The following is a 24,021-nucleotide window of genomic DNA, read 5'->3' on the forward strand; positions in this document are numbered from 1 at the left end:
GTTCAGGCGTCGAGCGCGGCTCGGCGTTCGGTGGCCACGTGATCGAGGACGGCGGCGACGTCGTCGGTGTCCTCGATGCGGAATCCGGCTGCGGTGGCACCCTCGCCGACCTTGATGCCGATGTCGCCGACCTCGGGCCGCAGGTGCGCGAAGGCCTTCTCGTCGGTCACATCGTCGCCGAGGTAGATGACCACATCGCAGTCGAGCTGCTCCCGGAGGGTGTCGAGCGCGTGCCCCTTGCTGGTCTCGATGACCGCGAGTTCGAGCACGCTCTTCCCCTCGGTGGAGTGCACACCCTCCCAGGAGCCGGGGCCCCACCGTGCGGCCTCAAGTGCCGCAGCGGCGTCATCGGGATCGGCGTTGCGTACATGCAGCACGGTGCTCGCCGGCTTCGTCTCGACCGTCGAACCCGGGAAACGTGCTGAGATGTCCCGCAATTCGCCGATGATCCGGACGAGGAGGGCGCGTGCGGTGTCGGTCACCTCGACCGCGAACCCGGTGTCGAACTCGCTCCCGTGGCTCCCGACCAGCGTCACCGGTGCGCCCAGGCCGGACAGGCTTGCGAGGACGGCGAGTTCGCGACCCGAGATGACCGCGACCTCGGTGTCGGACAATGCTGCGGCCGCCTCGAGCGCGGTGATCGATGCCGGATTCGGGATCGCGTCCTCCGGACGTGACACGATCGGCGACACGCATCCGTCGTAATCCGACGCGACGAGGAGACGTCGTGCGCGCGCGGCCGTGCCGAGAGCCTCACGCAGATCTGCGGGAATCCCGGTGTCGCTCATGAATTGTCGAGGGAGTCTTCGACCAGGTGAACACCGCGGTTCGGTTCCAACTCGGTCTCCGAGTTCTCCCCGAGCGTGCCGAGGAAACTCCGGGCCCACTTGTCGACGTCGTGGGCGAGCACCTGACGGCGCAGCGCACGCATGCGGCGTCGTCCTTCGTGTTCGCTCTGGTTCACCGCCGCCACGATCGCGTCCTTGACACCGTCGAGATCGTAGGGGTTGGCCTGATAGGCCGAACGCAATTCCGCTGCGGCGCCGGTGAACTCGCTGAGGACCAGCGCACCGCCCAGATCGCTGCGGCAGGCGACGTACTCCTTGGCGACGAGGTTCATGCCGTCGCGCAACGGTGTCACCAGCATGACGTCGGCGGCGACGAAGAAGGCGATCAGCTCGTCGCGCGGCACCGGCCGGTGCAGATACTGGACGACCGGCCGGCTCACCGTGTGGCTGTGGTTGCCGTTGATGTTGCCGACCAGCTGCTCGATCCCGGCCCGCATCCGCTTGTAGCTCTCGACGCGCTCCCGGCTCGGCGTGGCGAGCTGGATCATCACCGTCTCGGACGCATCGAGCCGCTCCTCGTCGAGCAACTCCGAGATCGCCTTGAGGCGGACATCGATGCCCTTGGTGTAGTCGAGCCGGTCGATGCCGAGCATGATCGTCTTGGGGTTGCCGAGTTCGCGGCGGATCTCCGCGGCCCGGTCACGGATCTTCTTGGTCTTGGCCTTCGCGGCGAGCTCGCCGGAATCGATCGAGATCGGGAATGCACCCACCCGCACGGTGCGGAAGCCGACCTGCACCACTCCGAAGCGCGAGCGGACGCCGACGGTGCCCTTGCTGGTGGCCTGGCCGGCGAGCCGGCGGGCGAGGAACAGGAAGTTCTGCGCACCACCGGGGAGATGGAAACCGATCAGGTCGGCGCCGAGCAGGCCTTCGACGATCTCGGTGCGCCACGGCATCTGCATGAACAGTTCCACCGGCGGGAACGGGATGTGCAGGAAGAAGCCGATCTTCACGTCGGGCCGCAGCATGCGCAGCATCTTCGGGACCAGCTGGAGCTGGTAGTCCTGCACCCACACCACGGCACCTTCGGCGGCCGCCCGCGACGCGGCCTCGGCGAACCGCCGGTTCACCTCGACATAGGTGTTCCACCACTCGCGGTGGTACTCCGGCTTGACGATGACGTCGTGGTAGAGCGGCCACAGCGTGGCGTTGGAGAAGCCCTCGTAGTATTCGGCGATCTCCTGTGTGGACAGGGGCACCGCATGGATGTCGATGCCCTCGATGTCCGGGGGATTGTCGTCGGAATCAGGGATACCCGACCAGCCGACCCAGGCGCCGGTGTTGGCGCGCAGGATCGGTTCGAGCGCGGTCACGAGGCCACCGGGACTCCGCTTCCAGTTGACCGTGCCGTCGGGCAGGATCTCCTTGTCGACGGGCAGACGGTTGGCGACGACGACGAACTCGGCGCCGTCGTGCGGAGCAGCCCGGTTCGGCCCCTCCCCGGACTCGTTGTCGTGGAAGGGGGCGGTCCCGGTTCCAGCCGGTCGCGGCGTCACCGGATCAGGCGTTCTCGCCCGGCGCGATCCCCAGCATTGCGAGCAGCATCCGGCACTCGTCGGCGTCGGTGGCGTAGGCGGCCACGACGCGACGCGCCGAATTGGCGGTCTCGTCGGCTACCGGTTCCAGTTCTTCGTCGGCGATGTCGGTGGTCTTCGCGGGCATGTGAGTCCCCTCGTAGTGCGTGCGGTGTCGCGGTGTGGCTCGAGGCCGTGCGGGCTGGAGCGGCCGATGGGTGGCGCGCCCGATTCGCCATTCTACCCGGGTCGCGGGGGTGCTCAGAACCGCCGCGGTGGGGGCGGCCACCGACGGTTCTGGCGGATCGTGCGGCTCTCCCGTGCCTCGCGCTGTGCGAGGAGGCGGCGCCGCGGACTCCAGTCGGGTCGCGGCGGTAGCTGGGGGCGGCGCAGCGACCGGGCGACGAACTCACCGAGGGTGACGCCGGCGGCCAGCGCGCAGCCGATGGCGAGGGCGTTGGCGATCCAGGTGAAGCCGCTGAGCGTCTGCTCGCTGAGGATTCCGTACAGGCCGCGGTAGACCGCGAGACCCGGGAGCAGTGGGGTGATGCCGGCGACCGCTACGACGAGCGGCGGCGTCAGCGCGCGACGGGCCAGGAGGCCACCGACCAGGCCGACGAAGGCCGCGGCGAGTCCGTTGGCGATCACATCGCCGACCGTGGTGAAGGTCGCCGACGCCGCGACCGCGGTGCCGATGAGGCCGCCGAGGAAGGCGACTCCGAGCGCGCGGGTCTCGGCATAACTGGCAACTGCGTAGGCGCAGGCGGCGAAGGCGCCCGCGACCACCCGTACCGGCAACTCGACGGCCTCGAAGCTGGTCGAGGTGGTGATCGTGGGCAGGAAGATTCCGCCGGCCTCGAGCAGTCGGATCGCGACACCGACGCCGGCGATGATGCCGCCGGTCATGAGCAGGAGTTCGAAGAAGCGGGCGACGCCGGTGATCGGGGCGCCGGTGATGGCGTCCTGCACCGAACCGACCAGCGACAGTCCCGAGAGCAGGACGACGATGCCTGCCGCGATGACTTGTGAGGGCGCGATCTGCACACCGAGTGTCTCGGCCGCGCCGAAGACGAGGGCCGCCGGGACGACGGCGATGAACCCGCCGGTGAGCTGCTGGAAGAAGATCGGCGTACCGATCCGGTTCAGGTTCCGGTTGATGACGACGATCGCGACCGTGGTCAGGAATGCCAGTGCGGCGACGAGGTATTGGCCGCCGAGCAGGACGGAGATGCCCGACGCCATCGCGCCCCAGGCGACCGTCGCGACCCAGTGCGGGTACGGGTGTGGGGCCGTGATGATCTCGTCGACCATGCGGTGAGCGGTCGCCGGCGTGATGCCGGAGTCGCGGATGCGCCGGACGAGGCGGTCCACCTGGGCGAGCCGGGTGAAGTCCATTGAGCGGTAGTAGACCTGCTCCATCGTGGTGATCGGCGGGAGCGTCGCGCCGCGTCGGGCGCTGACGACGATCGTGTTGTAGGTGACGTCGACGTCCACGTCCTCGAGGCCGTAAACACCTGCGACGAACTTGATCTGGGTCTGCGTGTCGATCGCGCCGGTACCCGAGTCGAGCAGGACCGCGCCGATCTTGGTGGCGAGGTCGAGGACCTCGGTGATCGCCGCGACGTCGAACGGTTCGATCGGCTTGCGCGGCGACACCATGATGCTGCCGGGTTCGATCGTGTCGATCGTCGCCTGCCGGGTTCCGGTGAGTCGACGAAGCGCGCGGCCGAGGAACTCGCGCACCCATGCCTCCTTCGGGTCGGTCGAGCATTCGCTTCGTCGATCTTGGCACCGAATCGATCTCGGATGCGAACTACCCGGCCACGGCCGATCTCATGCAACCTCGCGGGTCCGCCGTCGCACTCTAGGATCGCGGCATGTCATCAGTACAGATCAACGGTCCCCTCGACGGTCACACCCGCAGTGCGACAGTGGCCCCCGGCAGTCTCGTCTTCACCGCGGGCGCCGCGCCGATCGACGAGCAGGGCGTCACCGTCGCCCCGGGGAACGTCAGCGAACAGGCACGGCAGTGCATGGCGAACCTCGAGGCGGCGCTGGCCGAGGCCGGTGCATCGCTGTCCGACGTCGCCAAGGTGACCGTCTTCGTCGCCGAACACCTCCAGGCCGACCTCGTGGTCGCCTGGGATGCGGTGACGGCGGCCTTCGGCGAGCACAAGCCGGCCGGCAGCCTGCTCGGGGTCTCGGTATTGGCCTACGACGACCAGTTGGTGGAGATCGAGGCGGTCGCCGCGATCCCGGGCTGACCGGGTCCGCTGGGACCGTCGCATGCGCGGTGGATATACTCGCGCACGCACGCCTCCTTAGCTCAGTGGTAGAGCACTCGCCTTGTAAGCGAGCGGTCGTCAGTTCAATCCTGACAGGGGGCTCCACGAGGGCCTCGGCCCGCGGGGGGAGCCAGATGACGAACGGTCACACCAGACCAGAGAGTCGATGGTCCTCGCCGCGGCCCGGGGCCTCTCCTGTCTCCGGGCCCGTTCCGTCCCCGTCGCGGCACCGCGGCCGCACACCGTGGTGGCTGGTGGGTTTCGCCGCGGCAGTGGCCCTGCTGGTCGCCGAGATGGTCGTCTTCGCGGTGCGTTCGGACGAGCCGGAGGAGGAGACGCCGGTCGACGACGCGGCCGTCGTCGAGTACGCCCGCCGGATGATCGTCGATCTCCTGAGCTATTCGCCCACGGACACCACGCGCGTCGAATCGGCCATCGACCGGTTGTGCGACGACTCGCCCGACGCCGGTTCCGCAGCGGGGCTCGTCGAGCAGCTGCGGAACTCTGGCGCCGGGTCCGAGGTCAGGGAATCGTCGATCGGTCAGATCGTCGCGCACACTCCGGACGGTGACCGGGTGGTGTCCTTCCGGATCATCACCCATGTCGGTGCTTTCGGCCGTCCCGCGGAGAAGACGAACCACGATCTGGTCACCGTCCGGCCCGAACCGGCGATGTGTGTCTATCGCCTGGAGATGGTCACCAGATGACGGCGAGTCCGGCGGCGAGCAGCGACAGTGCGCCCGCCGTCCAGAACAGCGCCCGCGGAACGGGTTCGCCGGTGCGCTTCTGACGAGCGCTGCCGATACCCAGGATCGCGCCCAGCACGAGCAGGATCACCAGCTTGATGGCGATCTTCGGGTAGTTGAGTTCGATTCCGGCGGGCCACGGTGCGGCCAGTGCCAAACCGGTGAGCAGCGACAGCCCGATGCCGTAGTCCATGACCCGGGTGAAGCGGAACTCGCGGGCGGCCACCTGTGTGAACCAGGCACCGAAGGTCACGGCGAAGCCGACGATGTGGAAAAGAATTACGACGTGGCGTAGTACATCCATGCTCGTACTCTACCCAGCAGGTCCTCGACATTCCCGTCACGCGGGAACGTGTGCCCGGAAACGAACTGTCGGTGCAGGATGTACGGATGGAGCACGATGAACCGGGTACCTCTGCCGTGGCCGAGACGACCCCGACTCCCACCGGCGCGGAGCCGCTCGCGCGTACCGCACTCGGTACCTACCGCGGGGTCGCCGGCGACCGCGCCGATGTCTGGCGCGGAATCCGGTATGCGAGACCTCCGCTGGGCGAACTGAGATGGCGTCGCGCCCGGCCACTCACGCCCGACGAGGACGGGAGTCGGGATACCGTCGTCGACGCTTTCTCGTTCGGGGCCGTCTGCCCGCAGGAACTCAATCCCGCGGTCCGGCTCGGCCCGGATGTCGTGATGGACGAGGACTGCCTCTACCTCAACGTGTGGACGCCGCCGGGTGCCTCGACCCATGCCCACGACGCCGTCGCGCTGCCGGTCATGGTCTGGCTGCACGGCGGGGCGTACGTCCTCGGGTCGGGTAGCCAGCCGTACTACGACGGTGCGGCGCTCGCGTCCACCGGTGACGTGGTCATCGTGACGCTGAACTACCGGCTGGGCGTCCTCGGGTTCGCCGACCTGTCGTCGATCGATCCGCGCTTCGAGTCCAACGTCGGGCTCAGCGACGTCCTCACCGCGCTGGCGTGGGTCCGCGACCACATCGCGGCCTTCGGCGGGGGCCCCGACAAGGTGACCGTGTTCGGCGAGTCGGCGGGCGCCGGCCTCGTCACCGCGCTGCTGACGATGCCCGCCGCCGAGGGGTTGTTCGGCCGGGCCATCGCCCAGAGTTCGCCGGTGACGTCGATGTACGGCGCCGACCGGGCCGCCCGCGTCGCGCGCATGCTGCTCGACGCCGCCGGGATCGAGGACACGGGTGACTCGGCGGAGGTGGTGGGCCAGCTCGAATCCCTGGACGCCACAAGGTGTTCGATGCTCACCACCGAACTGTTCGCGAAGGTGCCCACCGAATCGCCCGGCACCATCGCCTTCGCCCCGGTCGTCGACGGCGACCTGCTGCCCGACCATCCCCTCGACGTCTACCGGGACGGTCGGGCACTGCCCGTGCCGCTGATCATCGGGACCAACCGCGACGAGGCGAATCTCTTCAAGTACATGAAGTCGCCGCTCATGCCGATCACCGCCGAGGAGATCGAGCGGATGTTCGCCGGCATGCGCGAGGAGTATCCCGACATCGTGTTACCCGAACGCGCGCAGGTGCTCTCGGCGTACTCGGGTCTGCGGCCGAAGGTCACCGGGCTGGGCGTGGCCCGCGACGTCGCCTTCCGCATGCCGACGCTGTGGCTCGCCGACGCCCACGCGCGCCGGGCTCCCGTCTACGTGTACCGCTACGACTGGACCACCAGGATGTTCCGGCTGCTGGGCCTCGGTGCCGCACACGCCACCGAGGTGCCCTACGTGTGGGGGAACCTGGGTGCGGGTCCGCGGGACATCACCTTCCTCCTGGGCGGCCGCAAACACGGAGAAGCCGTGTCGCAGAGACTGATCCGCCGCTGGACGTCGTTCGCACACGGTCGCGCACCCGACACCGGGTCGCCCGGCGACGAGTGGCCCACCTACGACACCGGCCGCCGTCCCGTGTTGCGCATCGACGCCGAGGACCGGGTGGTGCAGAACCTCGACGGCGATCTCTGGGAGGCCTGGGGTGATGAGGTGCTCAGCTTCCGCTGAGCGTCAGTCGCAATCGCCCTTGAGGTAGGCGTGGGGCAGGTACGCCGCCCGTTGCGCCTCGGTCATGGGAACCGTGTTCGCACAGACCCATTCGCGGGCGTCGGGAACGTCGAGGGTGTGCACATAGACGCTGCCGGTCGTGTCGCCGCCGGCGAGGATCTCGTCGTCCGCGGGCAACCGGACCGGGACCTGCCACGTCGTGGTGGTGTCGGTCGAATTGAGCAGCGTCCCCACTGACTGTCGATCGTCGAGTGTGCCGTCGTCGCCGAGCGCGAAGCTGATCAGCTCGTGCGTGGATGTGCCGACGGCGATCCGGTTGGGCGACATGGACAGCGTGTTGGCGAACATGTCCTCGTGGCGATCGATCAGTTCGGGCTCGCCGGCGGTGTCCGTCGTCGGCAGTCGCCAGGTGGACAGGTCGCGGGCCGCGACGACGAGGACCTCCCCGTCGTCGTCGAAGGCCGCCTGGGTGACGGGGGTGTTGTCGGAGATCACCGTCACCGGGTCGGGGTTGCCGGACCCCAGGTCGTAGAGGTAGACCCGCTTGTCGTCGGAGGTCACCGCGGCGCGGGTGCCGTCGGGACTGAAGGCGACGCTGCGGATGAGGTCGGCGGGGCCGCGCAGGGGAGCGCCGATCCGACTCGGCGAGGTGGGATCGGAGGTGTCCCACAGTGCGATCGTGGTGTCGGTGTCACCGGTCGCGAGGACATCGCCGGTGGGCGCGAAGGCGACCGGGAACGAGTACCGGGTCGAGACGGGCAACCGGGCCGCGGCCCGTGGGGTGTCCGGGTCGCGGATGTCCCACAGTTCGACGAGACCGCCGTTGTTGTTCGCCGTCGCCGCGAGGATGCCGCGTTCGTTGACCGAGACGCGCGGGTGGTCGTTGACCCGCCGCTGGATGGGAGTGCGTGAACGCAACGACATCTCGCCGTCGTCCAGGGTCCACACGTTCAGGGTGGTGTCCGAGCCGACGGTCGCGAGGATGCGCTGCGCCGGGTCGGTGGCGACCCCGCTGATCGTGCCGCCGCGGTCGGGGACCGAACGGTCGGGCAGAGACCAGACGTCGATCGTCCCGTCGGAACGCCCGGACACCAGGTGCTCACCGGTCGGGTCGAAGGTGGCCGAGAAGGTACGGACCGAACCCTGCTCCGACGCGGTCTGCAGCGCCCACTGGGCCGTCGGTGAAGCCCGGTTTGTCGTGTTCCATACCCGCACCATGCCGTCGGCGCGGGCCGAGGCGACCTGCGAACCGTTCGGGTCGAAGGCGATGGACCAGGAACCCGCGGTCGCGGTCGGGAGCGAGGTGCTGAGCGGCAGCGGGGACTCCGGTTCGGTCACATCCCAGAGTTGAGCGTTCGGGCTGTCGCCGGTGACGGCCAGGGAACGGCTGTCCGGGCTGAATGCGACCGCGTGCGTGATGCTGGGGAAGCCGGTGATCGGCTCGCCGACGGGGGCGGGTTTCTCGCCGGTGGTCCACAGCCGTACGACGCGGTCGTCCCCGCCGCTCGCCAGCAGCTGCCCGTCGGGGCTGAAGGACAGTGTGCGTGCGGCGGCGCCGTGGCCCCGGAGCACGGCGGTTTCGCGCAGGGTTCCTGTCGGAGGCACCGCGAAAACGGTGATGGAACCGTCGTCCGACGAGGCGGCGAGCGTCCGGCCGTCCGCGGAGAAGCGGGCCATGTAGACGGTGCCGCGACCGAGCGATGCCGTGTCGCGCAGCACTGGGCGACCGGGGTCGGCGAGGTCCCACATCCGGACCGCGCCGTCGCCGCTCGAGGTGATCAACAACGGTCGGGTGGGATGGAAGGCGGTGGAGGTGACGTAGTTGCCGAAGCCGCGCAGGGTTGCCACCTCGCGATACCTCGGGGTGGCATCGGTGCTCTCCCAGATGCGGACCGTGCGGTCGCCGCTCGCCGAGGCGAGGTGGCGGCCGGTCCGGTCGAAGGCCAGGTCGTAGACCGGTCCGGTGTGGCCGGTGACCTGCGTCGCGAGCGGGCTGGTGGCCGCGCCGCGCAGATGACCGGCGATCGTCGGGTCGTCGGGGTAGAGCTGATGGGCGACGAGCAGCAGGCGCGCGGCCAGCGACGGGTTGGAGTGCTCCATGCTGTCGATGTGGGACAGCAGGGCCGCCCGTTCCGCGGCGTTGCGCTGTTGCCGGAGGTCGTGCGCCTGCCGGAACCCGAACACCGCGATGATCGACGCCGAGATCGCAAGGATCACGATCACCGCGACGGCACCCAGCTGCAACAGCCGGCGGCGTCGTTGCATCGCGACCGCGGAGTCGAGGAACTCGTCGTTCTCCCTGCTCAGCAGGTGTACGTAGTTGCTGCGCAGCGCTTCGCGGTGGCTCTTGGCGTCGTCGAGTCGCGAGCCGGTGTAGAGGAATGAGCGGCTGCGGCCGTTGGCCACCCACGACTGGGTGTCGGCGTCGAGTTGTTGCCACCAGACGTGGGTGTCGGAGTCGTCGGCGATCCAGGTGGCGAGACGCGGCCACGCGGTCAGCACCACGTCGTGCACGAGCATCACCGACTCCGCGGACACCGTCAGCAGGCGGGCCTGCGCGAACTCGTCGATGACGGTCGAGACCTCCGGCGGGAAGCGGCTGCTGAGGGTCGAGGTGGACAGCGGCACCCGCAGCGCGATCCCGGCCGGACCGACATGGACCATCGACAGCAGGACCGCGCGGGCGAGGTCGCGATGTTCGGGGGCGATGGCCTCCCAGGCGGCCTCCGCGGTGTCCGCGACGGCACGTGCGATGCCGCCGGTCGCGCGATACCCGGACAGCGTCATGCGGTTGCCGGAGCGTCGTGCCCAGGTGGCCTGCAGGACGTGGGCCAGCAACGGAAGCCGCCCGGCCCGATCCCCGACCGTCGACGCCTCGTAGAGGTCGGTGATCATCACGTCGGCAAGGCCTGCCTCGATGCGCCCACCGGCGAGGCGGACCGGGGCGGTGATGACCTCGCGGAGCTGCGTGCGCGTCATCTCCGAGACGATCACGCAGCGGTGCTGCCAGGCGTCGGCCAGCACGGGGTACTCCACGCACTGGCTGAAGAAGTCCGCGCGGATGCCGACCACCACGACGGTGTCGGCGGCGAGTTCCTCGACCTCGCGCATCGTGGTCGAGCGCAGTTCGTCGGGGAGTGAGAAGACGTTCTCGAACTGGTCGATGACGACCACTGCGTCGATCTCGCCGTCGACGGGTGGGGCGATGGACAGACCATCCGGGGTGACCTCGGCGAGGCGCGGAGTCGAGATCCGCGGGTCGCGGGCCAGGCCGGCACGCAGCAACGACGACTTCCCCGAGCCCGACACCCCGGTGACGACGACCAGCCGGGAGGCCGGGGACAGCGGCGCGGGCTCCGAGCCGGCGGTGAGAATCGTGTCGACGAGCGTGCCGACGAGGTCGTCGCGTCCGAAGTACAGCTCGCAGTCGGCGGCGGTGAGGGGCGCCAGTCCGGCGTAGGGGCGGGAGTGCTGGGCGGGCGGCTCCGGGGTACCCGGCGCCTCCTGATTCAGGTGTCGGTCCCACAGGTCTCTCCACTGGGGGATCGTGAGGACCTCGACGACGCCCGCCGCCACCGCGCGGGACGTCAGCCAGACGAGCAGTGGTTCGACGGTCGCGAAGTCGCGGGGGAGGTGTCGGCCGTTCCGCCAGTCGCTGATCCGCTGCGCGGAGACCTTGGCCCGGGCCGCCGCCGCTCGGAGGGTGGGGCGTCCCGCTTGCACGAAAAGGCGCGCGAGCGCTTCACCAAAATCCACTCACCCGACTCCACGCTCTGACCGTCCGACTGATCGACCGGTCCATCATGCGACACGCGACCCCGGTGCGCCACTGTCGGCGGGGCGATGGTGGCGACGGCCACGTCGGGATCGAGTCTTCAGGTCATCTGACCTGAACGCCTCCGGAACCGGGTTCGGCCGTGTCCGGACCGGATAGTCCGTTTGCTCGCTGACCTCGGTGTTCGTCTTTCGTTCCGGACCGGCGCTGTACTCCGGTCGCGGGGTGGGGTCTCCTTGGTGGGCGTTCCTGACGGGGGTCGGGAGCGCAAGGATGCGTTGGTCGCAGGACACACGGAGGTGTTCTCAGGCACTGCCCGTCGGGGGCTGTGTGTCGTCCGGCCCACGCAACCGGGCGGGTGCCGGGCACCGGGTCGATGGGGGTCGGCCGGTCTCCGGCACCCGCTTCCCCTCTTCTTTCTCCGGGCTCGCCGCTGTTCCCGGATTCCTCGCGTCGGCTCACTAGGATCGCGGCATGCCAGTGCGCCCCCGCATCACCGACACCGCGCGCCGATCCCGGTTGATGCGCCGCATGCACCTCGACGCCGCGTCGCGGGCCGGGTCCGTCGTCGAGGCGGCCGCGACGATGGTCGGTCTCCACGCCACCACCCCGTCGACGGTCTATCTGTCCGCGTGGGCGCGGGTCGACGGTTTGACCCGTGCCGATATCGACACCGCGCTCTACGACGACCGGAGCCTCGTCAAACATCTCGCGATGCGGCGAACTCTCTTCGCCTTCCCTCGTGACGTCCTCGCCGAGGCGATCGGCGCGCTCGGGCCCCGGATCACCGCCTCCGAGCGCACCAACATGCTTCGCGATCTGCGTCGCAGTCCCGACGTCGACGACCCCGAGGGTTGGATCGACACCGCGCGGGACGCGGTCCTCACCGAACTCGCCGGCGGTGAGTCGCTCACGTCGACCGAACTGCGTGCCCGGTTGCCCGTCCTGGAGGGCTCGATCACCTTCGGTGAGGGCAGGTCGTGGGCGGGGAAGAGTCATTTCGGCCCGCGGGTGCTCAACATGCTCGACGCATCCGGAGACATCGTCCGCGGACCCAACCGACTCGACTGGCATCTCTCCCGCCCGGCGTGGACGTCGATGAAGGTGTGGCTCGGCGAGACCCCGGATGCGCCGAGTGTGCATGACGGTCACCGGGCGCTCGTCGAACGCTGGCTACGCACCTACGGGCCGGGGACCGAGACGGATCTCGTGTGGTGGCTCGGCTCCACCAAGACCGCGGTGCGGGCCGCGCTCGCCGACCTCGGCACCGTCGAGGTCGATCTGGACGGCGGCGGCATCGGACATGTGCTGCCCGACGACCTGGGCACCGACGAGGCCTGCGAACCGCAGGCGGTGCTGTTACCCGAACTCGACCCCACGACGATGGGCTTCAAGGAGCGGGCCTTCTATCTCGGCGACCACGGTCCGGAGATCTTCGACTCCGTCGGCAACGGCGGCCAGACCGCGTGGTGGGACGGCCGGATCGTCGGCGGCTGGTATCGCCGCGACGACAATTCGATCGCGATCCACCCGCTCGAGCCCCTGCCCGCCGACGCCCGGAGGAAACTCGACGAGCGGGCCGAGGAGCTCGCGGCATGGCTCGGCGACGGATCGATGAAGATCGGATACGCCGCGCCGTACATGCGGAAACGATGAGTTGAGGGCGATGAGTTGAGCCCCGAGCCGCGGTCTGCCTCTGCGGAAAACCCCGCGTCGAGCGAAAGGCACTGCGATGAGCGATCGACTCCCACCTGTGACCGACCATGACACCTGGGCGAAGGCCCTCGACGAACTGCGGGTCCGCGAGAAGGCGGCCACGCGCGAACTCGACGCGATCGCAGCACAGCGGCGGCGGCTGCCGATGGTCGAGATGCCCGAGTACACCCTGACCGGGCCCGACGGGCCGATCCGTCTCGTCGACGTCTTCGACGCTCGATCCCAGTTGATCGTCTACAACCACATGTGGTTTCCCGGTGAGACCTACCAGTGTTCGGGATGCACCGGATTCACCATGCAGTTCGACCGGCTCGACTTCCTCGGTGACTACGACGCCCGGTTCGTCATCATCACCCACGGTCCCATCGACGAGGCCCTCGCCTACAAGAAGCGCGTCGGCAACCGCATGGACTGGTACTCGTCGGAGGGCACGACGTTCTCCGCCGCCGTCGGCGCGGGGCCGGGCGAGGGGTTCGCCGTCAACGTCTTCCTCCGCGACGGCGACAAGGTCTACCGCATGTGGCACACAACCGGCCGGGGGGTCGAGCAGCTCGGCTACACCTTCTCGCTCATCGATGTTCTCCCATGGGGAAGGCAGGAAGAGTGGCAGGACTCGCCCGACGGCTGGCCCCAGAGCCCCACATATTCACGGTGGCGTGAATCGGAGGCCATCGCCGCCGCCTACGGCGACGCCGCGATGTGAGGCCTGCGTCGAGCCCCAGGTCAGCGCTCACAGGAATCTCCCAGCGTCCGGCCAGTGACGTTCCAGGTGACTCTGGGACAGTAGTGATGTGACCGGACCGGGAAAGAACCACGATGTGCGCGGGGCGAAGGTTCTCGTCGTCGACGACGAGGAGAACATCCGCCAGCTGCTGTCGGTGTCGTTGAAGTTCCAGGGGTACGACGTCGACACCGCCGCAGATGGACCGGCGGCGATCGACAGGTGCCGCCGCAGCAAACCCGACATCCTGATCCTCGACGTGATGATGCCGGGCATGGACGGCTTCGGACTGTTGCGTCGTCTTCGCGCGGACGGGGTCGAGGCGCCCGCCCTGTTCCTGTCGGCCCGCGACTCAGTGGAGGACAAGGTCAACGGTCTGACGATCGGCGGCGACGACTACGTCACCAAGCCGTTCAGCCTCGAGGAGGTCGTCGCCCGCCTGCAGGTGTTGCTGCGTCGCAGCGGTTTCGATGAGGAGCAGCAGGCCTCGTCCCGGATCACCTTCGCCGACATCGAACTCGACGACGAGACCCACGAGGTCTTCAAGGCCGGCAAGCCGGTCCAGCTCTCGCCGACCGAGTTCACCCTGCTGCGTTACTTCATGGTCAACGCCGGCACGGTGCTGTCCAAACCCCGCATCCTCGACCATGTCTGGAACTACGACTTCGGCGGCGAGGTCAACGTCGTCGAGTCCTATGTCTCCTACCTGCGTCGCAAACTCGACAACGGCGAGAAGCGTCTCATCCACACCCTGCGCGGTGTCGGCTATGTGATGCGCGAGCCGCGCGACTGATGACCGTGTCCCAGCCGACCGCGAACGCCCGCAGACGCGGAGTGCCGCTGCGGTTCTCCCTCGTCGCACTCACGCTCGCCCTGGTGGTCGTCGGGTTGCTGGCCTCCGGGGTCGCGGTCACCTCGTCGATGCGCCAGGACCTCATCTCCCGCGCCGACGAGGGACTGGTCAACGCCACCCGCACCTGGGCCGATCCGCGCTCGCCGGCCAACGAGCCGCGCCCCGGTCCGCCGGGGCCGCGTCGTCCGCCGTCGCCGTACTACGTGGAGTCGATTCTCCACGGGCCGGCCGGTCTGTCCACGGTCAACGTCTACAACCAGTTCGACCACGCCCCGGACCTCGACGGACTCACCGGTGACAATGTCGGCCCGGTCACGGTCGGATCGGTGGAGTCCGGCGGCCCGCAGTGGCGGGTGATCAAGCGCAGCAACCAATTCGGCACGTCGATCGTCGCCACACCGATGTCCGACATCGACGCCACGATCAGCCGGCTGATCTGGTTGCAGTTCGCGATCGGTGCCGCGGTCGTGGTGCTCATCGGGGTGCTCAGCTACCTGCTGGTGCGGACGAGTCTCCGTCCCCTCCGCAGGGTCGAGGAGACGGCACATGCGATCGCGGCGGGCGACCTCACGCGACGGGTTCCGCTGGCCGCACCCAACACCGAGGTCGGCAGCCTGTCGGATTCGCTGAACACGATGCTCGGCCAGATCCAGCACGCCTTTGCCACCACGGCGGCCTCTGAACGGCAGGCCCGCGCCTCCGAGGAGGAGATGCGACGCTTCATCGCCGACGCCAGCCACGAACTGCGCACCCCGCTGACGTCGATCAAGGGATTCGCCGAACTCTATTCGCAGGGCGGCGTTCCCGACGTCACCGACGCGATGCGCCGGATCAACGACGAGGCCGGCCGGATGAACGTGCTCGTCGAAGACCTGCTGATGCTGGCGCGTCTCGACGTGCAACGCCCCATCGCCACCGCACCCGTCGACCTGCTGAGCCTGGCCGCCGACGCCGTCCAGTCGGCACGCGTCGCCGCCCCCGAGCGCGACATCGAGCTCGAGGTGACGACCGGCGACCAGCCGCCGCTGGTCTCCGGAGACGGACCGCGGCTCCTGCAGGTGCTGCGCAACCTCATCGGCAACGCGATCAACCACACGCCGGCGGAGGCATCGATCACGGTCGGGGTCTCGGTCGACACCGGCGCGAACGGCACCTCCGAGGCGGTGCTCACGGTCGCCGACACCGGACAGGGCCTGACCCCGGAGGACGCGGAACACGTCTTCGAGCGGTTCTACCGCGGCGACCAGTCACGCCACCGGGGCTCGGGCGGCGGAAACGGCTTGGGACTGTCCATCGTCGCCGCGCTGGTCGAAGCGCACGGCGGCCGGGTCGGTGTCGATTCGACACCCGGTGAGGGCGCAACCTTCTGGGTACGGCTGCCGCTGTCCAGCTGAGTGAGGGCATCAGATCAGGCGCCGCAACCTGGCGAACTCGGCCACGTCGGTGCGGAACTGGTCGAGGGTGACGAGGGTGTACATGCCGTCGATCTGGCGGGTGGCCCAGAGCTGGTGGATGCGTCGGAGGTCGGATTGCCGTGACTTCCAGCCGATCCCGTCGATCACCGCGAGCACGAGCTGGGTGGGGAGGCGGACCTCGGCCATCTCCTCGATCTCGCGCACGGCGTCGGTGAGCTTCGAGCCGGTCGAGTCGAAACCCTTGGCGGCCACCACGATGTCGGCGGAGTTGGGGTCGCCCACGATGAGGTCGGCGGGGGCGGTGCGCCCGTTGCGGCCGACGAACCGCGATCGCGTCGTGTAGTCCAAGCCGAGATCGCGTGCGATGTCCTCGATCTCGTCCTCGATGCGACGGCCCGATGCGCCGGCCCGGGTCGCGGTGGCCCGGGTCCCGGCGCGCGCCACGAGGATGTCGGCGAAGGTATAGGTGCGTTCCATCTGGGCCCGCAACATCCGGACGAGGTCGAACTCGGCGTCGAGCCAGGTCACCAGGTCGACGGGCTGGGTGCGCGCCAGTCCGTGCCATCCGCTGGTGTCGAACCGGTCGCGCAATGCGTTCTTGAGTTTCTCCTGCGACAACCCGACCGCGAGCCCGAGCACCGGGACGTCGTTGGGGTTGTCGCGCACCCACGCGGCGAGACCGGTGATGTCGGTGTCGAGGAGTCCGCCGAGGCTGGCGGTGGCCTCGACGATCCGCTCGGCCTCCGGGGTGGAGGCGGTGGGGTCGACGTGAGAGGTCAACCGTCCCAACGACTTCAGGTAGTCCTCGAAGTCAACTGCGTCACTCATGTGTTCGGCGTCAGTCCCGTCCGATGAACAGGAACTCGCTGACGTCACGACGGGTGGCAGCAGCGTGCGTGCCGAAGCTGTACTTGTGGTCGATGGCGATCACCTCGACCGAGGGCTTGACCTTGCCGAGCAGGTCGACGATGCGGTCCTTGCCCGGCAACGCATTCGACGAATACGACAACACGATCGCGCCTGCGTCCTCGAAATGTTCGAACGTCCGCAGCAGTGCGTCCTCGATGGTCCGTTTGTAGGCGAACGGCGTGAAACGCTTGGGCAGCTTCTTGGTTTTGGTGTTCTCCATGATGGTCATGCCGCGCCAGTACGCGGAGAGGCCCTCGAGGAAGTGATAGCGCTTGATGTAGTCGTTGTCGTCGGTGGGCGGCGCGTACGGAGGGTCGAGGTAGACGAGGTCCGGCGGCGCCGACCACGGAAGTTCGAGGTCGAAGATGTCGCCCTGGACGCTTCGGTTGCTGCAGCCGTTGCTGAACACAGTGCCGTTGTAGTCGGCCGCCGCGCGCAGCCGGAAGTGGTCGCGCAGGGACATCGTGAGGTCGCGGCGCCCGTCGGCATAGCGGGTGGAGTCGGTGAAGGTGAACACCCCGCGCGGCTGCTTGCGGGCAGCGGAGAGAACGAGCGCGGAGATGGCCAGGTCGCGGCGGTATCCACGCAACGCATCGATATGCGACCAGGCCGAGTCGAGGAATGCGCGGTCCTCTGCGGTGAAGTACAAGCCGTCGAAGGTGCTGGAGATGTAGTCGCGGTCGTCGGCGGCCGGCCCGCAGATCTGCTCGACGAGGTCTGGTTCGAGGCGGACGCTCGAATTCGCCACCGAGGCACGCGTGATGACGTGCGGGAAGTGGAGGAAGTCGTTGCTGAGGACTTCGAAACCCTGGGCCTTCAGCAGGTAGGACACCACGCCCGACCCGGAGAACGCGTCGACCGCGGTCGACCCGCCGATCTCGGCGAAGGTGCGTTCGAGATGGGGGAGCAGCCGGTACTTCGACCCCATGTACCGAAGCCGCGGGAAGCGCTGTGCGCGGGCCAGGACGTCACTGGATCCGACAGGTCTGCCGGTGCTGCGTCCCGATCGGGAGGATTCTGGCCCACTCACACCAAAAAGAATGTCATGGACCCCCGACAGCGCCGCGGAGAACACGGTTCCGGCAGGTGGTGCCGAACCCCACAACATCTAGACTCGGCCCCATGGCATCGGTCTTCAGCATGATCATCAACGGCGACATCCCGGGTCGATTCGTCTGGAAGGACGGCGAGGCCGTCGCGTTCCTGACCATCGAGCCGGTCACCCCCGGCCACGTACTGGTGGTGCCGCGCAACGAGGTCGACCACTGGGAGCAGATCGACAGCTCGCTGTTCGCCCACCTCAGCGGCGTCGCCCAGAAGGTCGGCCAGGCCGTCAAGGACGCCTTCGACGCACCGCGCATCGGCCTGCTCATCGCCGGCCTCGAGGTTCCCCACGTGCACATCCACGTCTTCCAGGGGCTCTCACTCGAGACCTTCGACCTCGCCAACGCGGACAAGAACGCCAGCCCCGAGGACCTCGACGCCGCGGCCGAGAAGATCCGTGCCAGCCTGCGCTCGCTCGGCTACGGCGAGTACGTCGCCGACTGACCCCTCTCGTGCTCCCTGAGGAGCGAGCTTGCGAGCGTCTCGAAGGGTCAGACGGTCCGGTGGATCAGCAGCGGTAGGACCGCGCCCGCCCCGGCTTCGCGGAGTGCCGCGGCCGCCAGGGTGATCGGCCAGCCGGAGCTGTTGGCGTCGACAACCAGCATCACGTTCTGTCCGGCGACGTCGGGCGGATCGCCGAGGTGGTCACGCCAGTAGGCGGCCTCGACCGCGCCAGTGGCGTCGGTCGGCGGATCGCCCAGGCGGACGGGGAAGGTTCCGCCGCCGCGTTTCCCGACTGTGCGCAGGTGCTCGGCGAGTGTTTCGGCCAGGTTGGTGCCGGTGAGGCGGAGAGACACGATGACGTCGGCGCGGATACCGGTCTCGCGGACCCAGGATGAGAGTGTCGCGACGGCGGCGTCGCCGAGTTCGGCCAGTGCACGCTCGTCGCCGTTGCGGGCGGCCGCCAGCACCTCCACCCATTCGGGTGCGTCGGCGTGCGCCAGGACGCGGCCCGGTTGAGCGAGGAGGTCAGCGGGAATCCTTCCGCGGCGGCCGAATTCGCCGCCCGGCCACATCTTCCGCGGATCGAGGGTCGACGCCTTGCGGCGCAGCGTCGACGTGACGGTGCGGACCACCTCGGTGTCGACCGTGTCGGGGAGCCCCTCGCTCAGCGAGCCGCGGCACACCGAACAACGACCGCAGTCGGCGGCCTGCGGGTCGTCGAGCGATTCGGTCAGCAGGCGCATGAGGCAGGTGCGTCCGGCGATGTAGGCGCGCATGATGTCGGCCTCGCGACGGCGGATGGCGAGCACCCCGTCGTAGTGTGCGGCGTCGTAGGTCCACGGTTTGCCGGTGGCGACCCACCCGTCCGGGGTGCGGTCGGTGACGCCGTCGACGGCGAGTTGCTTGAGCATCAACTCGATTCGCGTACGACGGAAGCGGGTGGCGGCCTCGAGCTGGATGACCGACTGGGGTTCGTCGGCGGTCTCCAGAGCGGCCAGGAGGTCACGCATCTTGTCGGGGTCGGGGATCGTCGCGGTGGCGAAGTGATCCCATATCCGGTCGTCGGTCTGGGACGCCAGCAGCATCACCACGGCGTCGTCGAGCGCGCGCCCGGCACGACCCACCTGCTGGTAGTAGGACACCGGCGACGGAGGTGATCCGACGTGCACGACGAAGCCGAGGTCGGGCTTGTCGTAGCCCATCCCCAGCGCCGACGTCGCGACGAGCGCCTTGACCTTGTTGTGCAGCAGGGCATCTTCGAGTTCGTGCCGGCGGTCGGCGTCGAGTTGTCCGGTGTAGGCGGCGACCTCGACCGAGTCACCGTGCACCGCGCGGATGGCCTCGACGAGCCGGTCGGCATCGGCGACGGTCAGGACGTAGACGATGCCCGAGCCCGGGAGATGGGGAAGTGACTGCGCCACCCAGCCGTACCGCTGCACCGGCGACAGTCCGTCGAGGACGTTGAGGTGCAACGACTTTCGGGCGAGGGGTCCGCGGAGCACGAACGTCGGCGTGTCGGAACCCGAATCGAGCTGCGCGGCGACGTCCTCGGTGACGCGCGCGTTGGCGGTGGCGGTGGTTGCCAGTACCGGCGTCGTCGGGTTGACAGTGCGCAGTACGTCGGCGACGCGACGGTAGTCGGGCCGGAAGTCGTGGCCCCAGTCGGAGACGGCATGAGCCTCGTCGATCACCAGCAGCCCGAGATTGCCGGCCAGCGCGTCGAGCACGCGGCGTCCGAAGCCGGGATTCGCCAGACGTTCCGGGGAGACGAGCAGGACGTCGAGGTCGCCGGCCCGCAGCTGCTCCTCGATGGCCGACCACTCCTCGACGTTAGAGGAGTTCAGCGTCGCCGCGGACAGACCGCCACGAGCCGCCGCGGCCACCTGGTCGCGCATGAGCGACAACAGCGGGGACACGATCAGCGTGGGTCCGCCGCCGCCCGCGCGGATGATCGCGGTGGCCGACCAGTAGACCGCGGACTTGCCCCAGCCGGTCGCCTGGACCACCAGGACCCGTGCGCCGGGACCACCGGGCTCGCCACCGGCCAGTGCGGTCACGGCGCGCAGCTGGTCCTCGCGCAACCGGGCGCCCTCACCGGCCAGGCTGGTGATGACCCGATCGGCGGCGGTCAGCTGGTCAGGGGAGAGGGTGGCAGCCATGAGCCCAATGTAGTGGCGAGGCCCGACACCACCGGTCGGCGGTGCACAGCGGCGGCGACCCGGTCCGATCCGTTCACAGGAACCTCGCAGCGGGGTTCCAGAGAGGTTCGAGGGTTCGGGCCGATCGTGGTCCACATGATCCAGCAAACACCGCCGGGCCGGACGGCGCAGGTGTCCACGCTCGCCGACAGCTCGGTGTCGACCCCGGTCCTCGACATCGTCGTCCCCGTCTACAACGAACAGGCCGACATCGCATCGTCGGTGCGCCGGCTCGCCGACCATCTGCGGCGGCACGTGCCCTATCCGGCGCGCATCACCGTCGCCGACAACGCCAGCACCGACGACACCCTCGCGATCGCCGTCGGACTCGTCGACGACGTCGAGGGCGTCCGCGTCGTCCACCTCGACGAGAAGGGGCGTGGTCGTGCGCTGAACGCGGTCTGGCAGCACAGCGACGCCGAGATCGTCGCCTACTGCGACGTCGATCTGTCCACGGACCTCAACGCGCTGATGCCGCTGATCGCCCCGCTGGTGTCGAAGCATTCCGACATCGCGATCGGCACCCGGCTCAGCCGCTCCTCGCGTGTGGTCCGCGGACCCAAGCGGGAGTTCATCTCCCGCTCGTACAACCTCATACTCCGAACGGCCATGGGCGCCAGGTTCTCCGACGCGCAGTGCGGATTCAAGGCCATGCGCACCGACATCGCCCGCCAGCTGCTGCCCTTCGTGGTCGACACCGGCTGGTTCTTCGACACCGAGCTGCTCGTGCTCGCCGAACAGATCGGGCTGCGGATCGCGGAGATCCCGGTCGACTGGGTCGACGACCCGGACAGCACCGTCGACATCGTGCCCACCGCTCTCGCCGATCTGAAAGGTTGTGCGCGAGTCGGTCTCGCGCTGGCCATGGGCCGGCTGCCGATCGCCCAGCTCCGAGCCTCCATCGGTCGCGACCGTGCGGCCGGACCCCAGATCGACGGCGTGCCCAAGGGACTGGTCGGGCAGCTCGCCCGGTTCTGCGTGGTGGGCGTGGCATCGACGCTCGCTTTCGCGGTGTTGTTCCTGGCGCTTCACTCGTTCCTGGGGGCGCAGGTCTCGAACCTGGTCGCCCTTGCGATCACCGCTGTCCTCAACACCGCGGCCAACCGCCGGTTCAGCTTCGGGGTCCGCGGACGCGACAATGCGCTGAGACACCAACTGTTCGGCCTCGCCGTGTTCCTGTTCGGTTGGCTGGTCACCGCCGGCGCGCTGCTGTTGCTGCACACCGTCGCCCCGGAGGCGACCAAACACATCGAACTGATCATCCTGGTGATCGCGAATCTGGTGGCCACACTCACCCGATTCGTGGGTCTCCGCTGGGTGTTCCGCAAGACACCGGAGATTGCCGCATGACGACAACGATCATCGACCCGCCCGCCACCCCGACGGAACCCATCGCGGCGTCAACCCCGTCGAAGAACGTCCTGTGGCAGCGTCTCTGGCTGGCCGCGCTGCTGATCGGCACCGGCGTCCTCTATCTCTGGAATCTCTCGATCAACGGTTGGGCCAACACCTTCTACTCGGCGGCCATCCAGGCCGGTTCGGAATCGTGGAAGGCGTGGTTCTTCGGATCGTCGGACATGGCGAACTCGATCACCGTCGACAAACCGCCTGCCTCGCTGTGGATTCCGGGCCTCAGTGCGCGCATCTTCGGCGTCAACTCGTGGTCCATCCTGGTACCTGAGGTCCTGATGGGCGTGGCGTCGGTCGCACTGCTCTACCTGATCACGCGAAAGTACTTCGGCCACTGGGCCGGAATCCTCGCCGGTACGGTGCTGGCGCTGACGCCGGTCGCGGCGTTGATGTTCCGCTTCGACAACCCCGAAGCCCTGCTCATCCTGCTGATGATCGCGGCCGTCTGGTCGTTGATGAAGGCCATCGACGACGGTCGGTGGCGGTGGCTGATCCTCACCGGCGTCTTCGTCGGGTTCGGATTCCTCACCAAGCAACTGCAGGTGATGCTGATCGTGCCCGCGCTGTCGGTCACCTACCTGGCCTTCGGTCCGCGTGGCTGGCTGCGGCGGTTGGGCCAGCTGTTCGCCGCACTCGGCGCGATGATCGTCAGTGCCGGCTGGTGGATTCTCGCCGTCGAACTCTGGCCGGCGTCCTCGCGGCCGTACATCGGTGGCTCGCAGAACAATTCGATCCTCGAGCTGACTCTCGGCTACAACGGCTTCGGTCGTCTCAACGGCAACGAGACCGGCGCAGTGGTTCCCGGCCGTTCCGGAATGGGCGAGATGGGTGGCGCCGGCGGACCCGGTGGTGGCGGCGCGTGGGGTGAGACCGGATGGCTGCGGATGTTCGAACCCGCACAGGGCGGTCAGATCGCCTGGCTCATCCCGACCGGTCTGCTGCTCGCGATCGCGGCGGCAGTCCTGATCGGCAGGTCCCGGCGGACCGATCCGCGTCGCGCATATCTGGCGGTCTGGGGACTCTGGCTCCTGGTCACGATGGGTGTCTTCAGCTTCATGGCCGGGATCTTTCATCAGTACTACACCGCAGCCCTCGCCCCGGCGGTCGCTGCTCTCGTGGCCGGTGGTGCGGCGGTCTGCTGGACGCACCGCGATCGTCTGTGGGTTCGGGTCGCGCTCGGCGCATCCGTGTGGATCGCGGCCGTCTGGGGCTTCGTCCTGCTGAACCGGACGCCCGACTTCGTGCCGTGGCTGCGCTTCGCGGTCCTCGTCGTCGGCCTGCTCGCCGGTGTGGCGATGGTCTTCGCAAACGTGCGCAGCGTGGCGGCGGCAGCGGTCACCGGTGCGATCCTCGCCGGTCTCGCGGGACCGGTTGCGTACACGATCGACACGGTGGCAACCGAGAAGAGCGGATCGATCATCACCGCAGGCCCGCGGGTCGAGGGCGAGTTCGGTGGCCCGGGTGGACGCGGCGGCCCCGGTGGAGGCGGCGGTCCCGACGGTCGGGGCATGCCCGGTGGACCGGGTCAGCGCATGCCAGGCGCGCCCGGGCAGGGGATGCCGGGCGCCCAGGGAATGGCCGGCGGCCAGGGCATGCCCGGCGGAAGCGGCGGCGACGGCCCCGGTGGCCTGCTGCGCGGTTCGACACCGACGGCGGCCGTCGTCGAGAAGCTCAACGCCGACGCCGGCCGGTACACGTGGGTCGCTGCGGCGATCGGGTCCAACTCGGCGTCGGGCTACCAGCTCGCGACCGGCCACTCGGTGATGCCGATCGGCGGGTTCAACGGCAGCGATCCGTCACCGACCCTCGCCGAGTTCCAGAAGCTGGTCGCCGAGAAGAAAATCCACTATTTCATCGGCGGCGGAGGACCGGGGATGGGCGGCCCAGGCATGGGTACGGACTCCGAACGTCCGGCGTCGCAGATCAGCGCGTGGGTTGAAGAGAACTTCACCGCGGTGACGGTCGACGGGGTCACGATGTACGACCTGACCCGGTAGAGCAGCCGGGCCTCCCCTGGCGATCTGGAGTTCACCATGTGACACCCGGGGGACGGCACCAGCA

19 protein-coding genes and 1 tRNA gene are annotated in these 24,021 nt (G+C 68.7%); 11 read left to right on the forward strand and 9 right to left on the reverse strand.

Translation table 11 applies throughout. The features are described 5' to 3' along the window. Nucleotides 1-2: 2 nt before the first annotated feature. The 4 genes from otsB to M1L58_RS04875 all read right to left on the reverse strand — a co-directional run bounded on the left by otsB (nucleotide 3) and on the right by M1L58_RS04875 (nucleotide 4,105). Entirely contained in the window at nucleotides 3-788 is a 786-nt protein-coding gene (gene otsB, locus M1L58_RS04860; RefSeq protein WP_248658023.1) for a trehalose-phosphatase, read from the reverse strand. Next, a complete protein-coding gene (locus M1L58_RS04865; protein ID WP_308221791.1) occupies nucleotides 785-2,344 on the reverse strand; it encodes an alpha,alpha-trehalose-phosphate synthase (UDP-forming) in 1,560 nt (519 codons plus the stop codon). Before M1L58_RS04865 ends, otsB begins: the two co-directional genes overlap by 4 nt. A 4-nt stretch (nucleotides 2,345-2,348) precedes the next feature. Then, nucleotides 2,349-2,510 carry a hypothetical protein gene (locus tag M1L58_RS04870; RefSeq protein ID WP_005200235.1) on the reverse strand — a complete coding sequence of 54 codons (162 nt, stop codon included), beginning with the start codon at nucleotides 2,508-2,510 and terminating at the stop codon, nucleotides 2,349-2,351. A 113-nt stretch (nucleotides 2,511-2,623) separates the two neighbouring features. Further along, entirely contained in the window at nucleotides 2,624-4,105 is a 1,482-nt protein-coding gene (locus M1L58_RS04875) for a threonine/serine ThrE exporter family protein (RefSeq protein ID WP_248658024.1), read from the reverse strand. Nucleotides 4,106-4,239: 134 nt separating this feature from the next. Here M1L58_RS04875 and M1L58_RS04880 point away from each other — a divergent pair, with 134 nt between their 5' ends. The 3 genes from M1L58_RS04880 (at nucleotide 4,240) to M1L58_RS04890 (ending at nucleotide 5,354) form a co-directional block, all read left to right on the forward strand. Further along, a complete protein-coding gene (locus M1L58_RS04880; protein WP_248658025.1) occupies nucleotides 4,240-4,626 on the forward strand; it encodes a RidA family protein in 387 nt (128 codons plus the stop codon). 51 nt (nucleotides 4,627-4,677) lie between these two features. After that, nucleotides 4,678-4,752 (forward strand) — tRNA-Thr (locus tag M1L58_RS04885). A gap of 149 nt (nucleotides 4,753-4,901) precedes the next feature. Beyond that, a complete protein-coding gene (locus M1L58_RS04890; RefSeq protein WP_248658026.1) occupies nucleotides 4,902-5,354 on the forward strand; it encodes a hypothetical protein in 453 nt (150 codons plus the stop codon). Here M1L58_RS04890 and M1L58_RS04895 read toward each other — a convergent pair. Continuing rightward, nucleotides 5,344-5,697 (reverse strand): Fe-S protein, encoded by a 354-nt coding sequence (locus M1L58_RS04895; RefSeq protein ID WP_248658027.1) that lies wholly within the window; start codon nucleotides 5,695-5,697, stop codon nucleotides 5,344-5,346. The two genes, M1L58_RS04890 and M1L58_RS04895, sit on opposite strands and share 11 nt — an antisense overlap. 86 nt (nucleotides 5,698-5,783) lie before the next feature. Between M1L58_RS04895 and M1L58_RS04900 the strand changes: the two genes are divergently transcribed. Further along, on the forward strand, nucleotides 5,784-7,415 hold the full coding sequence (locus tag M1L58_RS04900) for a carboxylesterase/lipase family protein (RefSeq protein WP_248658028.1): 1,632 nt from the start codon (nucleotides 5,784-5,786) through the stop codon (nucleotides 7,413-7,415). A 3-nt stretch (nucleotides 7,416-7,418) separates the two neighbouring features. On the opposite strand, the gene M1L58_RS04905 is transcribed toward M1L58_RS04900, so the two are convergent. After that, nucleotides 7,419-11,171 carry an NACHT and WD repeat domain-containing protein gene (locus tag M1L58_RS04905; protein WP_248658029.1) on the reverse strand — a complete coding sequence of 1,251 codons (3,753 nt, stop codon included), beginning with the start codon at nucleotides 11,169-11,171 and terminating at the stop codon, nucleotides 7,419-7,421. 493 nt (nucleotides 11,172-11,664) lie between these two features. Between M1L58_RS04905 and M1L58_RS04910 the strand changes: the two genes are divergently transcribed. The 4 genes from M1L58_RS04910 to M1L58_RS04925 all read left to right on the forward strand — a co-directional run bounded on the left by M1L58_RS04910 (nucleotide 11,665) and on the right by M1L58_RS04925 (nucleotide 15,874). Further along, a complete protein-coding gene (locus M1L58_RS04910) occupies nucleotides 11,665-12,846 on the forward strand; it encodes a winged helix DNA-binding domain-containing protein (RefSeq protein WP_248658030.1) in 1,182 nt (393 codons plus the stop codon). Between the two features lie 76 nt (nucleotides 12,847-12,922). Then, nucleotides 12,923-13,609 carry a DUF899 family protein gene (locus M1L58_RS04915; RefSeq protein WP_248658031.1) on the forward strand — a complete coding sequence of 229 codons (687 nt, stop codon included), beginning with the start codon at nucleotides 12,923-12,925 and terminating at the stop codon, nucleotides 13,607-13,609. An 88-nt stretch (nucleotides 13,610-13,697) separates the two neighbouring features. Continuing rightward, nucleotides 13,698-14,420: a response regulator transcription factor gene (locus M1L58_RS04920; RefSeq protein WP_248658032.1), complete on the forward strand. Its 723-nt coding sequence runs from the start codon at nucleotides 13,698-13,700 to the stop codon at nucleotides 14,418-14,420. Further along, a complete protein-coding gene (locus M1L58_RS04925) occupies nucleotides 14,420-15,874 on the forward strand; it encodes a sensor histidine kinase (RefSeq protein WP_248658033.1) in 1,455 nt (484 codons plus the stop codon). Before M1L58_RS04920 ends, M1L58_RS04925 begins: the two co-directional genes overlap by 1 nt. A 9-nt stretch (nucleotides 15,875-15,883) precedes the next feature. Here the strand turns inward: M1L58_RS04925 and M1L58_RS04930 are convergent, their stop codons facing one another. Both M1L58_RS04930 and M1L58_RS04935 read right to left on the reverse strand, forming a co-directional pair. Then, entirely contained in the window at nucleotides 15,884-16,723 is an 840-nt protein-coding gene (locus M1L58_RS04930; protein WP_006867218.1) for a hypothetical protein, read from the reverse strand. A 10-nt stretch (nucleotides 16,724-16,733) separates the two neighbouring features. Then, nucleotides 16,734-17,834, reverse strand: coding sequence for a DNA adenine methylase (locus tag M1L58_RS04935; RefSeq protein WP_441316550.1), 1,101 nt, complete (start codon nucleotides 17,832-17,834; stop codon nucleotides 16,734-16,736). 92 nt (nucleotides 17,835-17,926) lie between these two features. On the opposite strand from M1L58_RS04935, the gene M1L58_RS04940 reads away from it, so the two are divergent. Next, entirely contained in the window at nucleotides 17,927-18,352 is a 426-nt protein-coding gene (locus tag M1L58_RS04940; RefSeq protein ID WP_005201247.1) for an HIT family protein, read from the forward strand. A 47-nt stretch (nucleotides 18,353-18,399) separates the two neighbouring features. Here the strand turns inward: M1L58_RS04940 and M1L58_RS04945 are convergent, their stop codons facing one another. Continuing rightward, nucleotides 18,400-20,511, reverse strand: coding sequence for a RecQ family ATP-dependent DNA helicase (locus tag M1L58_RS04945; RefSeq protein WP_248658035.1), 2,112 nt, complete (start codon nucleotides 20,509-20,511; stop codon nucleotides 18,400-18,402). Nucleotides 20,512-20,646: 135 nt separating this feature from the next. Here M1L58_RS04945 and M1L58_RS04950 point away from each other — a divergent pair, with 135 nt between their 5' ends. Together M1L58_RS04950 and M1L58_RS04955 are read left to right on the forward strand one after the other, a co-directional pair. Beyond that, the gene (locus M1L58_RS04950) at nucleotides 20,647-21,900 is read left to right on the forward strand and encodes a bifunctional glycosyltransferase family 2/GtrA family protein (RefSeq protein WP_248658036.1); all 1,254 of its coding nucleotides are present in this window, start codon (nucleotides 20,647-20,649) and stop codon (nucleotides 21,898-21,900) included. Further along, the gene (locus M1L58_RS04955) at nucleotides 21,897-23,957 is read left to right on the forward strand and encodes an ArnT family glycosyltransferase (RefSeq protein ID WP_248658037.1); all 2,061 of its coding nucleotides are present in this window, start codon (nucleotides 21,897-21,899) and stop codon (nucleotides 23,955-23,957) included. Before M1L58_RS04950 ends, M1L58_RS04955 begins: the two co-directional genes overlap by 4 nt. Nucleotides 23,958-24,021 lie beyond the last annotated feature (64 nt).

Origin of the sequence: Gordonia sp. C13 (genome assembly GCF_023218005.1) — a bacterium.
Lineage (GTDB): Bacteria > Actinomycetota > Actinomycetes > Mycobacteriales > Mycobacteriaceae > Gordonia > Gordonia namibiensis.

What these genes read in the sequence shown, in the direction of transcription:
- otsB (WP_248658023.1), bottom strand. Translation starts at nt 788, where the DNA reads ATGAGCGACACCGGGATTCCCGCAGATCTGCGTGAGGCTCTCGGCACG.
- M1L58_RS04870 (WP_005200235.1), bottom strand. Translation starts at nt 2,510, where the DNA reads ATGCCCGCGAAGACCACCGACATCGCCGACGAAGAACTGGAACCGGTA.
- M1L58_RS04880 (WP_248658025.1), top strand. Translation starts at nt 4,240, where the DNA reads ATGTCATCAGTACAGATCAACGGTCCCCTCGACGGTCACACCCGCAGT.
- M1L58_RS04895 (WP_248658027.1), bottom strand. Translation starts at nt 5,697, where the DNA reads ATGGATGTACTACGCCACGTCGTAATTCTTTTCCACATCGTCGGCTTC.
- M1L58_RS04900 (WP_248658028.1), top strand. Translation starts at nt 5,784, where the DNA reads ATGGAGCACGATGAACCGGGTACCTCTGCCGTGGCCGAGACGACCCCG.
- M1L58_RS04910 (WP_248658030.1), top strand. Translation starts at nt 11,665, where the DNA reads ATGCCAGTGCGCCCCCGCATCACCGACACCGCGCGCCGATCCCGGTTG.
- M1L58_RS04915 (WP_248658031.1), top strand. Translation starts at nt 12,923, where the DNA reads ATGAGCGATCGACTCCCACCTGTGACCGACCATGACACCTGGGCGAAG.
- M1L58_RS04925 (WP_248658033.1), top strand. Translation starts at nt 14,420, where the DNA reads ATGACCGTGTCCCAGCCGACCGCGAACGCCCGCAGACGCGGAGTGCCG.
- M1L58_RS04930 (WP_006867218.1), bottom strand. Translation starts at nt 16,723, where the DNA reads ATGAGTGACGCAGTTGACTTCGAGGACTACCTGAAGTCGTTGGGACGG.
- M1L58_RS04940 (WP_005201247.1), top strand. Translation starts at nt 17,927, where the DNA reads ATGGCATCGGTCTTCAGCATGATCATCAACGGCGACATCCCGGGTCGA.
- M1L58_RS04945 (WP_248658035.1), bottom strand. Translation starts at nt 20,511, where the DNA reads ATGGCTGCCACCCTCTCCCCTGACCAGCTGACCGCCGCCGATCGGGTC.
- M1L58_RS04950 (WP_248658036.1), top strand. Translation starts at nt 20,647, where the DNA reads ATGATCCAGCAAACACCGCCGGGCCGGACGGCGCAGGTGTCCACGCTC.
- M1L58_RS04955 (WP_248658037.1), top strand. Translation starts at nt 21,897, where the DNA reads ATGACGACAACGATCATCGACCCGCCCGCCACCCCGACGGAACCCATC.